At 46.0% G+C, this 12,331-nt stretch carries 11 protein-coding genes; all 11 read left to right on the top strand.

Features of this window, described 5'->3' with window-relative positions; genetic code table 11:
• Positions 1–152 precede the first annotated feature (152 nt).
• The 11 genes from KUA46_RS03815 to KUA46_RS03765 all read left to right on the top strand — a co-directional run bounded on the left by KUA46_RS03815 (position 153) and on the right by KUA46_RS03765 (position 12,330).
• Positions 153–848 carry a hypothetical protein gene (locus KUA46_RS03815; protein ID WP_218487667.1) on the top strand — a complete coding sequence of 232 codons (696 nt, stop codon included), beginning with the start codon at positions 153–155 and terminating at the stop codon, positions 846–848.
• Between the two features lie 35 nt (positions 849–883).
• On the top strand, positions 884–1,657 hold the full coding sequence (locus KUA46_RS03810) for a hypothetical protein (protein WP_218487666.1): 774 nt from the start codon (positions 884–886) through the stop codon (positions 1,655–1,657).
• 35 nt (positions 1,658–1,692) lie between these two features.
• Positions 1,693–2,874, top strand: a complete 1,182-nt coding sequence (locus KUA46_RS03805; protein WP_218487665.1) for a major capsid protein — start codon at positions 1,693–1,695, stop codon at positions 2,872–2,874.
• A 22-nt stretch (positions 2,875–2,896) separates the two neighbouring features.
• Positions 2,897–3,331 (top strand): hypothetical protein, encoded by a 435-nt coding sequence (locus KUA46_RS03800; protein ID WP_118311484.1) that lies wholly within the window; start codon positions 2,897–2,899, stop codon positions 3,329–3,331.
• 5 nt (positions 3,332–3,336) lie between these two features.
• Positions 3,337–3,714 carry a hypothetical protein gene (locus KUA46_RS03795; protein ID WP_218487664.1) on the top strand — a complete coding sequence of 126 codons (378 nt, stop codon included), beginning with the start codon at positions 3,337–3,339 and terminating at the stop codon, positions 3,712–3,714.
• Between the two features lie 3 nt (positions 3,715–3,717).
• Positions 3,718–4,251 (top strand): hypothetical protein, encoded by a 534-nt coding sequence (locus KUA46_RS03790; RefSeq protein WP_218487663.1) that lies wholly within the window; start codon positions 3,718–3,720, stop codon positions 4,249–4,251.
• Between the two features lie 45 nt (positions 4,252–4,296).
• A complete protein-coding gene (locus KUA46_RS03785) occupies positions 4,297–4,662 on the top strand; it encodes a hypothetical protein (RefSeq protein ID WP_218487662.1) in 366 nt (121 codons plus the stop codon).
• Positions 4,663–4,697: 35 nt separating this feature from the next.
• Positions 4,698–5,309 carry a hypothetical protein gene (locus tag KUA46_RS03780; protein WP_218487661.1) on the top strand — a complete coding sequence of 204 codons (612 nt, stop codon included), beginning with the start codon at positions 4,698–4,700 and terminating at the stop codon, positions 5,307–5,309.
• Positions 5,310–5,413: 104 nt separating this feature from the next.
• Positions 5,414–5,872, top strand: coding sequence for a hypothetical protein (locus KUA46_RS03775; RefSeq protein WP_218487660.1), 459 nt, complete (start codon positions 5,414–5,416; stop codon positions 5,870–5,872).
• An 89-nt stretch (positions 5,873–5,961) separates the two neighbouring features.
• On the top strand, positions 5,962–6,141 hold the full coding sequence (locus KUA46_RS03770; protein ID WP_218487659.1) for a hypothetical protein: 180 nt from the start codon (positions 5,962–5,964) through the stop codon (positions 6,139–6,141).
• An 18-nt stretch (positions 6,142–6,159) separates the two neighbouring features.
• Positions 6,160–12,330, top strand: coding sequence for a hypothetical protein (locus tag KUA46_RS03765; RefSeq protein WP_218487658.1), 6,171 nt, complete (start codon positions 6,160–6,162; stop codon positions 12,328–12,330).
• Position 12,331: the final 1 nt, after the last annotated feature.

The following is a 12,331-nucleotide window of genomic DNA, read 5'->3' as shown; positions in this document are numbered from 1 at the left end:
CTGCATAAATATACATTTAATACTGCAAAAATATACAATTTTTCTTTGATAATTGCATATTTATTCATATATTTGCAAAATAAAAGGTATATTTATACGTTTTCGAGGTGGAGGGACCACTTTCGGGATAACATTTTTAATCAAAAAACAACATGACAAGAGAGGAACTCTTAGCATTAGTGAACAAGGAGGTTGATACCACCAAGTTCAAAGAACTTAGCCAAAAGACCATCGAAGAGGAACTTGATGATGTTTTGGAAGATTTCGGTGATGACGAGGAAGCAAATTCCAAGTTGGTTACCAAGTTAGCAAACCGTCTGAAGCGTATCAACGGCAACTTGCACAAGAATATCTCTGACGAGGTAAAGAAGAGCAAGGAGGAAGCTGAACGCAAGAAGAAGGAAGAGGAAGAGGAGCGTAAGCGCAAGGAGGCTAAAAAGGGTGACGATCCTGACGACAAATACTCCAAGCTGCTTGAGAAACTTGAAGCTCTCGAAAAGGCTAACGCAGAAAGAGACAAGAAGGCTGCAAGGAAGGCAACCATCGAGTCTGTAAAGGCAGGTTTGAAGGATAAGTTCGACAAGGCAAACCTTGAAATGAAGAACTACTTCCTCAATGCTGCAATCGCAAAGCTGGAGATTCCGGACGAAGATGTCGACATCGACGACCTGGTTTCTAAGGCTGAGAAAATCTACACCGCAGAGTACAAGGAGGCTACCGGTGAAAACGGTATTCCTGCAAAAGGCAGTCGCACGTCTAGCGGAGGCACGTCCACAGATGATGACAAGTTTATGGAAGAAGTGGCCGAGCGTCGAAAGAAGAGATTCGGCGGTGAAGACAAGAAGTAATTTCAGGATAACAATTTTAAAAAGGTAAAAAGATTATGGACAACACTTCTATTTCCTACATGGAACAGATGGGTACTCGTGGCATGCTGAACCACGGTGCGACCATCATTCAGACAGAAGGTAAGGTCGGCGGAACCCGATATGTGTTTGCCGGTCTTGAGGCGCTTATCAAGAATGCCTTCGTTCACCCACCTATTGGTGGTAAGCTTGTCAACCCATTCAAGGGCCCGGCTAAGATTTATGCCGGCGACTTGATTGAGCACGACCTCGGCTTTACAGCTGGCAACGAGGGTCCTGGTGCTACCATCAAGATTCTGAAAGCTTACGGCGTGGCAAAGGCCACTGCTGCGGCTACAGACACAGACATTTATATCGTTCGTAATGGTTTCGTCCACATCCCGTTCCCTGGCGACACCATCATGATCGGCCAGAAGGACTTCAAGACCAAGGCAAAGGGCGTGACTGTTTCAGCAGTTGAGGCTACTACCGATGACGCCGCAGGTGACGTTTGGAAGGTTACTCTTTCTGCTGCCCTCGGCGCATTGAAGGTAGGTGACGTATTGGTTGAGGCTGCTAGTGCCGGTGATTCCGTATTGCCGATGGTGACTAACCCTAACTGCTTCGCTCCGAGCGACAACGATTTCCCTTATTTCGATGCCGGCGGCGACAAGTATCACAAGCCTCGTACAAACGTCAACTTCTGTATGTTGAATCCAGACTGCGTTATGTGGCTTGACCGCATGGGTCCTGTTCCTCCTGCTGTTAAGGCGATGAACAAGTCACTCTACCCAGAGTTCTGGCACATTTAACCTATTGTATAACGTAAAAAGATTGATTCAGGATTATGGCAAAAATTGATATTGGTGTCGAGCAGCTTGCGAAGTTCTTCACTGGTAAGGGTAACAACACTTACCTTCAGAAGTTCGTCAATCGTGACGGCGTACTTCGCTGTAACAACGGCTGGTATCTGACACAGGGTGACATTGATCCAGATCTCACCCCTACATCTAACAATGGTGATGCAACCTTCAAGGTTCGCACACGTACATTGAACCCTGCAACCTTGATGAACCTCCGTGCTCCTCTCGGCGAGGGCTATCAGAACGACCATGAGGGTATTGAGTGGTACACCGCTTCAATTCCAGACTTCGCAGCTGACGGCTTCCGTGAGACTGCGACAGAGCGTTACCACAAGATGAAGCTTCTCCAGGATGAGTTCGGCAACGACGCTGACCTGGTTGATGCTTACCTCGACAAGGTACAGGTATTGTACGACTCACTCGACATGACTATGACCTACATGTCAGCCCAGTTGAGCTCGACAGGTTTCATCGACTACGACAAGATTGGTCGTGGTATCCAGGAGCCTCTGTATGACGCAAAAGTTCCAAAGAAGAACTTCAAAAAGGCGGGTACGCTTGCCTGGAACGATCCAAACTGCGACTTGCTTGAGCAGATGCGCAAGTTTGAGGAGGATTGGCGCAAGGAGAACATCGAGTACCGCAGTGTACCTCTCGTATGGCAGATGACCAAGAACGACTACAATAACGTGTTCTTGAAGAACAAGCAGATTGCTGAGTTGTACAAGAGCTGGGCGAACGCTAACTTTGTGGCAGTTTTGCAGAACTACGGTCCAAACAACGCAATGTTCTTGAAGTCTGTTGTTGACCTCAACGGTCTTTCTCCTATCGAGATTGTCGATGAGGTTGAGCACAACAAGCGCTTCGATGGCACAGTTACAGAGATTCGTGGTTGGGCAGACGGAACAGTCGTTCTTCGCCCTGCTGGCAAGCCTTTGCGTTTCATGCGTAAGGAGATCCTTGACAAGCGTATCTTTGACACCCTTGGCAACAAGCTCATTGATGTGGCTTGGGCGCAGACCAACAACAAGCTTGGCTTGCTGCGTAACATGATTACCGCGAACGGTCTCTACCAGGAGTTCAAAACAGACTTGTTCCTCGCTTCTGTTCCTGCCATGCTCGATTCTCCTTACCGTTGGATTATCGACATTACCAAGAAGGGTTAATTCTTTAACGTAACAAGATTGTATGACTATGGATTCGGAGATGAACATTTACACTGTGAACGACTACCTTATTAATAAGGTGAAGTTCGAGATGCCGATGAAGGCTCTGTTGGGCATCATGCACGACAGGGAGCTTGAAAATGGCATCGACCTCGAAGCCTGCGACAAGGACAAGGTGAGACTTGCCTATGCCGACATGCTGAAATGGTTTGTTCTTGGTCCGAGCAAGGTGAACAACACCTCCGATTCCGATAACGGATGGACTCATTCGGGAGGTGGCTATGATATGTCGGACAACGACAGGAGCGAGATGAAGGCAGAGGCTAACGCTATCTATGCAGAGCTGGAGCCTGATTCGATGCTCAAGAAGAAGTCCACCTTCCGGGTGACCTCCCACGGAGTAAAGAGGGCGAATTATTCTCCTTGGGGAGAACCTCTCCCTCACATCATCAAATAAGGCGTATGGAAAAGGAAAACATCAGAAACCCAAGATATCCTCACATCATCAAGATCGTGAGGAAGGTCGTCGGAAAAGCCGACCCTGATGACCCATTTGCCGATGATGATGCTCCAGTTGGTGAGGACAAGGAAATCATTCTCTATTATGGCGAAGGCCGCAGCTACACCGATACCACTACAGAGGGAGACAAGAATGTCGACCAGAACAAGAGGAAGGCATCGATTCCGGTCAGATATGACGAATGGGATGCTGACAGATGTCCTCTTGACGGCGACACCATCTACTCCACTGTCGGCAACAACACCGAGGTAGGTATGGTTAAGGACTGCGAACCGGATAATAACAGGACTGTTGTGTATTGGAGTTTGACAAGGGTTTAGATTATGACAAGTTTATCAGGTCAGTTTTTACAGGTCGAGAAGAAAATCCGTCAGATGGCTGTAGCAAAGATGCAGCAGAAGATGGATCATGCGGCTGAAATGACAATGAAGGCTGCTGACAAGTCTCGAAACTATGATGACGTAACCGGTAACTTGTACAAGTCAACAGCCATCGGTACATATTACAACGGCTCATTGCAGTCGATTCATTATGCTCCAGGCCCAGAGCCAACCCGAGTAACCCTTGCTGCCGGAGAGAGATACAACCTCGATAAGTATTATCGCAGCTCATTCTCCTTCAAAGACAGCGGAAGGAGACCTTACAAGGGTGAATACGGAGAAGGTGGTGAATATGGTCCAAACGCGGCATGGGATGAACTTGTTTCCAGGGAGCACAACAAAGGAAAGTACGATGCCACATGGCAGATGCTTCTAGTTGCCGGCGTAGATTACGCTAAGTTTGTCGAGGTAAAGAGAGGTCACGATGTGATTACCTCTCTTAGAGAATATTTGGTTAGATACTTTAGATCGATGTAAGATATGGTTAGTATTAAGACTCTATATTTCGATGTCGGTAATGCAATGAAGGGGATTTGTGACAAGCTCTACTCCCGTAGCCGACCAAAAGCAGTTGATACGAAAATCAACAGCTACATCGTGGTATACTTCCCATCTAGTATCTACAATAACGAGATGAACTCAAGTGGAGTTTACAATGATTTCACCACTATAGCTCAAATCGAATTGTATGTGCGCGATAAGAATTCGGCAAGCAGCCCGCACACACTTGATGTATCTAGCGTTGACGAGAAAGCCCAGGAGATTATGGACAGATTTCCAATCTCCACAAAAAATCTCATTGTTTCCAATCCTCGTATAACACTACAGACAGACGATGGCGCAGGTTTTTCCGTGACAATCATACAGGGAAGGTTACGCACGAAATAAGTATTCAGGTATAACAATTTAAAATATTTTAGATTATGGCTATGACAACTATTGACAAGATGAAGGACATTTTCAATGGTCCTAAAACTCTGCTCTACTCAAAGGCTATTACCGATTTGAGCAAGGCTACAGTTGACATCACCCCAGAGGTTGAGCTTCCGGTTACCGTTGACTCGCTGAAGGCGACTATGGATGACCCAACCATCAACCACTACAAGGTTATCGGTCTTGCAGGCGACTGGGCAACTACCGCAGAGCTCGGCGACTTCAACGTAGAGTTCGTTGTTCCTTCAAAGGCAAAGGACTTGCTGACAATTATGTTTGGTGAGGATGCTATCACCGAGCTGACCAAGGTTACCCTGAAGGGTACAGGTGACGCTACTCTCGACGCTACTACCGGCTTTACAGGTATCGCTGTTGAGCCTAAGAAGTTCAAGATCAAGGGCACTATCGTTATCGTTGACGACGAGAAGGAGAACCTCATGGTTATTACCAACATCGCTCTCTACGCTACCTTGCAGTGGGATAACTCTGGTACTGAGCCTGTTGCGTTTAAATTCTCCGGCTCTATCGAGGGTGCAGGTAAGCGTAGCATCGCTTGGCTTACTAAGGCTCCAGCAGCAGCTGGACCAGGCATTGGCGGTTAATCAAGTAAAGGCTTCTTTAGGTAATTAGATTCAGGATAACAAACCGTTGGGCGGCAGGCTAATCAACAGCCGTGCCGCCCTTCTTCATTTAATAACATACAATCATGGCAGAAGAAAAGAAAATTGAGCAGCCTTCAGTGGACTTGCAGGAGTTGCTTGACAGCGTGCTGCACGACGAGCCTACCGAGTTCGTGTTCAGAGGAAAGAAGCACAAGCTCGGCTGGCTTCGCAAGGGGACCATGAGCAAGTGTTCCCATATCCGGGCAAAGGAGAAGAACGAATGGAAGCGCAACGTCAAGATTTGCGTCTGCATTCTCCTCAACAACATCTGGAAGATTCGATTCCTGTATTGGATCTACTGGCGTTGGCTCTACTACATCAAGGATGTGGACGTGGCCGAGGTTCTGAGAGTCCTCGATGTTTCTAAAAAAAAAATTCCATCGAACGCATTCTCACTGGCTACCATATTAGCGACCGGGATGACGGACGTGATGATGACGATGACGAGGAGCGAAGCAAAAGCTATCCAAGCAGAACAAGCTGGGGAGCAGCCTTCTCACTAGCGGAGAAGTTCGGCTTCCTCTTTCAGCGCAAGTACTTCATCGCAGCCTACGACTACTGGTGGGGCTATTCGTCGGCACAGATTGACCTCATGGTTGCAGACCAGCCTCTTGTCGTCTATCCAAAGGCCAAGAAGGAAGGCGGTCCGAAGAAGCATACCAAGAAGGAGATGGATGACCTCTACGACAGATGGATGGAGAAAAAGAAGAATGAGGGAAGCCTCGTTGACAAGAAGATAAGTCTTGCAGATTACTTAAACAATAAACTCTAATTTAAAAATATTCAGGATATGGCAGGTGGAAATATGGGAGACCTCAGTTTCTCGCTCACTCTAAAATCGAGAATTGAAGAGGAAACCAAAAAGATTATCAGAGAATTAAACAAGGTTGATTCTACTGGTAAGCAGGCACAGAATGCTATGGAAGCAATATCCGAAGCAACAAAAGGTATTGGAGATAATGGAGGTCGTAGTTTTGAAAAGCTAAACAACTTCGTTAAAGAATTACGTCGTAACATTGGCGTATTTTCAAGCGAAGATTTCTTCAGTTCGAAAAAACTCCAGCAGTTGGAGTCTGTCCAGGACGGGCTGTACAAAATAGGCCGCATACTTGGAGAGGTGTCTAAGGAAGGTGCTGGATTCAACATATTCCCTAACAGTGTTTCCACTGAGGCAAACAAGGCAGAGAGAGAACTTTATAAGTTATCTTCTATTATTGACGAAATCAACAAACGCCATGGTGAAGGAATACAGTTGTTTGGCATCGATTCAACGAACAACATACGCCAGTCGTTGTCAGAGCTGTCTAAATACAGAACTGAGTTAGAACAGATCAGGAATAACAGAGGTATTCATCCTATCACAGGACTCACAGCAACTGATCTCGTAAAGAGTTCCGGGTATCTTAATGCTATAGATAAAGCAAATACTTATGCAAAGGTTATAAAGGACGCAGCACGCGAGGCAAAAGAGGCAGAGAGGCAACGCCAGAATGATTTGAAGAACACGGAGCGTCGGTATGATTCTCTCGGAAATAAGGTTCGCCAGCTTCGCTCTGAATACAGCCGAGGAATTTCTGTCGGAGCAGATGTTAGTAAAGCGGAAGCTGAGATTAGCAGGCTCCTTTCTTTAATGAGAAATCTTAGAACCATCAAAGACAGGCTCAATTCGGAGAATTGGAGAGAAGGCCTAGGTATGCTTGGCAACATTGGTAGTGGGCACGATACCACTTTAGCATCGAGGATACTTCAAGACCAAAAGGCAATAAACCAAGAGGTTCAGAAAGGTATCGAGCTTGAACAGAAGCGTCAGCAGGAAATTGCTCAGTCTGCTGCAAGAGCACGAAACGATCTCGCAGCAGCATTCGCCGGAGCAAACGCTGAAGCGAAGAAGATGCAATCCATAGTCGGAGATATCAAGTCTCTCTTCTTACAGGGAGGTATTGTCTTTGGCGCACAGCAATTCTTTAATTCAATCGTACAGACCGGTGGTGAGATTGTTCAGCAGCATGTTGCGTTACGCTCCATCCTTGGTGATGTACAGAAGGCTGACGAGCTGTTCGCTCAGACACAGCAGCTTGCGTTGCAGTCTCCATTCAAGTTTGGAGAGCTGAACCGAGATGTAAAGCAGCTGGCTGCATTCGGAGTTGAAGCAAATGACTTGTATGATACCACAAAACGACTTGCGGATATTGCATCTGGTCTTGGTGTAGACTTCGGACGATTGGGCTTGGCATTCGGCCAGGTAAAGGCTCGTTCTTGGCTCGATGGTAAGGAGTTGCGCCAGTTCGCTTACGCCGGTCTTCCTCTCTTGCAGAAGATAACGGAATTATATAATTCTGAAGGCAAGAACGGGCGCAAGAATTACACCCAAGCAGACGTCAAGAAGATGATATCTGGAAGGCAGGTAAGCTTCGAGGATGTTCAGAAGGTACTGTGGAAAATGACTGATGAGGGTGGCCAGTTCTACAATATGCAGCTCGTGTTGTCCGAAACACTGCTTGGTCGCTGGAATAAGCTTATCGACGCGTGGGATATTATGCTCGGTAAATTTGCAGAAGGAAAGAATGTCATAGGCGGTACGTTCTCGTTTATTATCAACCGAGTAACAGACTTAGTATTAGCTCTTGATAAACTGTCCCCTGCTATGCTTTCTTTCGGAGCTATATTTGCTGCAAGGAAACTTGGACTGATGGCTTCCAGTAAGCTCGGATTGGGCTCAATAAACAAGAACTACACTCAGCAGATGAATGCTCAGCTGAGGACTTACGCTATCGAACAGCAGCAACTTGTCACAGAAGGTAAGATTACTCAACAGAAGGCGTTGCAGAATGTACAGGCAAGGGCATACTTGCTGTCTGATACCGCTTCAAGGGCGAATGCTATGTCTCGTCTTGCACTTGAAGGGAAGATGTCTGTTCTTCAGATGCAGAAAGCTGTCAAGGAAGGTCTTGTTACAAAAGAACTTATCAGACAGCTTGCCGTGATGGGGCAGATTACAGCAAGACAGGAGCAGATTATACTCGGAGGAACACGATTTGCCGCCGTAATGAATATGGGTATCTCTAAGATAGGTGGAGGAATTAAGTCTCTCTTTACGATGCTTGGCGGCTGGTGGGGACTTGCAATCGGTCTAGCTGTTCAGACATTCTCAAGCTACAGCAGTGATATGGATAGAATTTCTGAGAATGCGAAGGGGTTCAGGGATTCTGCATACAACAAGAAGAAAAACTACGAGGATGAGCTCGCAAATGAGAAGCCGGCAAACAGCGCGGACTTACAACAGCGAGTAAACTCAATGAAAGAGCTTCTTCGAAACAGCGGAGATTTCACACAGACAATAGAAGATCAGATTACAAGGGCGAAGAATCTTAACGAGCAGTATGATATTCTCAATAAGGGAATAGTTGCCGCTCGTGACAACTCACAGCAGGAAGCAAACGACTCGGATGTTGTTGCTGGAGCACTTGGAGCTTCAGGTGGTTGGGGTTCCGGTAATCCTTTTGCAGACACGATGGAGGATGCTGTCGAAGACCTCAACGAGGCGGTTATCAAGTACCAGACGCTTTTATCTGGACTTGATGAAGATACAAAGTCGAGAATGGATAGCGTTGCTAATCAGTTCCTGAAGCCAGAGGAAAGAGCCATGTCTCTCGATGAGAAGATTCGTATTCTTGCAGAAAGAGGAGGCGCAAATTGGGATTCTTTCGTTTTGAAGTCAAGTAACGGAAGCAATGATATTGCAAATAGCATTTACAAAATAGGAATAAGGGCAAACAAGGTTAGTGATCAGATAAATGATATCGCTAAGAAGAATATTCCTAGAATCATTAACTTCCTTAAGAAGTCATTCAACCTGTTCGGTGTAGATTTCTCGAAGTGGTGCAACAGGAATTCTTCACGCTTTGCGAGCATGATAGAAAGAATGCTCGATGCGTGCAAGGTGAATGTTCCTCAGATTCGTGAGTACTTGAAGTCTATCTTCTATCAGGAGGCTGGTGCAAAACAGCCAAAGAAAGCAGGTGGCGGCAAGGTCGAGAAACCAAAGACGCCTATGCAGCAAAGAGTCCGCAGAAATTTATCCAAGACAGGAAAGAGTAAAGCGAGGATAGAAGCACAGGCGACTATGCTCGCTTCTTATCTTGACGAAACTTCCGACTACAATACGGATAATAACCTGCAAACAGAGTTGCAGAACAGGTACAACGAGTATAAGAACCGCGAGAACAAGTTTAAACGCGGCAAGATATCTAAGGCACTTCGAGATGAGGCTTGGGAAAGCTACAATAGCTTGAATCAGGCGGCATGGGAAGGTCTCGGCTATAAATTCTATCCGCAAGACAAAAAGTCCAATAAGGTTCCGAAAGGAAGAAACAGAAATTCAGGTCGCAAAGAAGATATAGAGCTCAAGCGTTTACAGGAGCGTCTAAGCAGTCTTAAGTCAGCAAGGCAGATGTACCAGAAGTACAAGAGCATAATGTCTGATGAAGAGGCAAAGAAGAAGACTTACAATCTCTTCCCAGAGGTTACCGGTCTTAATCTTGACGACTATCAGAAGGCTGTCCATTCTCTCCTTGAAGGATTCAGTATAAATACCACCGAGAGAAAGAAGTTCCAAACTTCTATCTATCGCGAGGTTGCAGAGTGGCTCTTCGACGAGAAGGACAAGAAGGAGTACGAGAGAAAGGCAGCTGACTTCAATGAGTCCATGAACAAGCTGTCAGAACGTTGGGATTTGTACAAGAGTCTTCTCGAAAAGACAGGCAGCAAGTTCTTTGCTGAGTCCGCATGGGTTGACGCTTTTCAGATGGATGACAAGACTAAATCTCTTATGGACGAGTATTACGCTAACTACCATGAGATATTTAATCTTCAGAACTCTCTCAATATGACGGATGGTGAAGCTAAGGAAAAGCTTAAGCTGCCAAATCAGTACGAAGAGTGGAAGAAGATTACAGAACTACTCCGTGGTAATTACGTTAAGTCTTTGCAGGATGCCGCCGACATCATCGAGAAGACAGAAGATTATGAGGATAAAATCTTGAAGATAAGGGAGAGATACAACGAGCTTATTAGCAAGACGAATGATCCTGGTATCAAGGCGAGATATGAGATTCAGAGAGACAAGGAGATTGGTCAGGTTAAACTTGACAAGTTCAAGAACTCTTCTGATTATCTCAACTTCTACGGAGCCATCGTGTCTCTCGGTATGGATAAGGCTCAGACTATCGGAGCAAGAATCAGGCAGAATATCAATGAGGCCCTACAAAGCGGAGCCATTGATACAAGAGAGTACGCCAAGGAAATCAAGCAGCTTGATGAGCAGTTATCGAAGCTGACGAGTCCAAAGAAGACTTTCCTTAATGGCGGTCTGAAGGGAATGGCCGAGCAGAAGATTTCTGATGCCAGCGAACAGATGACGCTCGCGGCAAGCAAAATTGCCGAAGGCAAAAAGGTTCGCGAGCTTGGTCTCAAAATGGGAGACGAAAATTTCATCAAACGCGGTGACAGTATGATCGCCAGCGGAAAGGCTATGATGAAGGCTGCTGAGATTCTGTTTAAAGATGGAACAAAGGCGAAAGAATCTCTTGATAAGTTTGCTAACGTAGTAAGCATTATCGACCAGAATGTCCAGGGAATGAGTGAAGCATTCAATGACATCAAAGAGACTGCTTCCCTTCTCGGAGCTGACACTGAGTCTGATGGATGGCAGGACGCTTCTGCGTTCTTCGAGACATTCTCCGGTATGTCAAGTTCACTGTCAAAGGTGGTAACAAGCGCGGAGTCCGGCAACGTTGGTGGAATCCTTGCCGGTGTCACCGGCATATTTACCTCACCTATCAAGGCGTTTGCAAAGGCTCATGATGCCAAGCTCGACAGACAGATTAAGCTTGCAGAAAGGCAACTGAATGAGCTGAAGAACCTGTCCAGCAATATCAGTTCCGTTATTGAAAAGACACTCGGTGGAATCTATTCTTATGAGAGGTCTTCTGATACGACTAAAAAGCTCAACGATGTCAAGAATGACTATAAGGCTTGGGAGACTTATTCCAAGACTGATATGGGCAAGGCTTTCTTCGGTGGCAAGAACTTTAGCCACTACAGCAAGGAGACCTATGATGCTGTGATGAAGACAGAAACGAATCCATCCGCATACGCAGATCAGCTCGCCCTACTCCACGCTCAGGAAGACGAGTTGAGAAAGCAGAGACAAGCTGAGGAGGATAAGAAAAAGACGGACAAGGATAAGATTGCCGACTACGATCAGCAAATCAAGGAGATGCAGTTGCAGATTAAGACGTTCGCACAGGACTTTCTGAAAGACGTTTACTCTATCGATATGAAGAGCTGGGGAAATCAGCTGACTGATACTGTTGTGAGCGCATGGACTAAGGGGGAAGATGCGGTTGAGGCTTACAAGAATAAGGTCAAGGAAATGGTTCGCGAAGTTACGAAGAATATTGTATCTCAGAAAATCATGGAGAAGGCACTTGAAAAACCTCTCGAATGGCTTACAGGTATCCTTGATGAAAAGGGTAAACTTGATGAGACCGACATGGACGATTTTGCGGACAAGCTCTACCAAGTTGGCGAAAATGTAGTTCCTCAGTTAACCGGTATCTTCGATGCTCTAAAGGAAAAGGGACTTGATTTGAGAGAAAACGGAAGTTCCTCTTTGACCAATTTGATTAAGGGCATTAATGAGGAAGAAATCGGCCTTCTCGCATCGTACCTTAATTCCATCAGATTATATTGTGCAGAAGACAATGCGAATCTCAAGCAGCTGACGGAATTAACTAAATCTGTTCTACCTGAGATAAGCGTAATCGCAAGGTCTCAGCTTACCTCTATAAATCAACTCGTTACGCTTGCTGAGTACAGAAACGGTAGACTTGACGAGATATACAGCTGGATGCGCTCAATCACTAAGGAGACTGGCGCAAGAAGTATAAGGATTAACTAAA

Source organism: Segatella copri (assembly GCF_019249765.2).
Lineage (GTDB): Bacteria > Bacteroidota > Bacteroidia > Bacteroidales > Bacteroidaceae > Prevotella > Prevotella copri_K.
Note: the sequence above shows the minus strand (reverse complement) of the source record. Positions and strands in the feature narration are given on the sequence as shown.

Bases quoted from the DNA above. Each gene is read 5' to 3' on its own strand.
- KUA46_RS03770 (WP_218487659.1), top strand. From the start codon at position 5,962: ATGGTTGCAGACCAGCCTCTTGTCGTCTATCCAAAGGCCAAGAAGGAA.
- KUA46_RS03775 (WP_218487660.1), top strand. From the start codon at position 5,414: ATGGCAGAAGAAAAGAAAATTGAGCAGCCTTCAGTGGACTTGCAGGAG.
- KUA46_RS03780 (WP_218487661.1), top strand. From the start codon at position 4,698: ATGGCTATGACAACTATTGACAAGATGAAGGACATTTTCAATGGTCCT.
- KUA46_RS03795 (WP_218487664.1), top strand. From the start codon at position 3,337: ATGGAAAAGGAAAACATCAGAAACCCAAGATATCCTCACATCATCAAG.
- KUA46_RS03810 (WP_218487666.1), top strand. From the start codon at position 884: ATGGACAACACTTCTATTTCCTACATGGAACAGATGGGTACTCGTGGC.
- KUA46_RS03765 (WP_218487658.1), top strand. From the start codon at position 6,160: ATGGCAGGTGGAAATATGGGAGACCTCAGTTTCTCGCTCACTCTAAAA.
- KUA46_RS03805 (WP_218487665.1), top strand. From the start codon at position 1,693: ATGGCAAAAATTGATATTGGTGTCGAGCAGCTTGCGAAGTTCTTCACT.
- KUA46_RS03800 (WP_118311484.1), top strand. From the start codon at position 2,897: ATGACTATGGATTCGGAGATGAACATTTACACTGTGAACGACTACCTT.
- KUA46_RS03785 (WP_218487662.1), top strand. From the start codon at position 4,297: ATGAAGGGGATTTGTGACAAGCTCTACTCCCGTAGCCGACCAAAAGCA.
- KUA46_RS03815 (WP_218487667.1), top strand. From the start codon at position 153: ATGACAAGAGAGGAACTCTTAGCATTAGTGAACAAGGAGGTTGATACC.
- KUA46_RS03790 (WP_218487663.1), top strand. From the start codon at position 3,718: ATGACAAGTTTATCAGGTCAGTTTTTACAGGTCGAGAAGAAAATCCGT.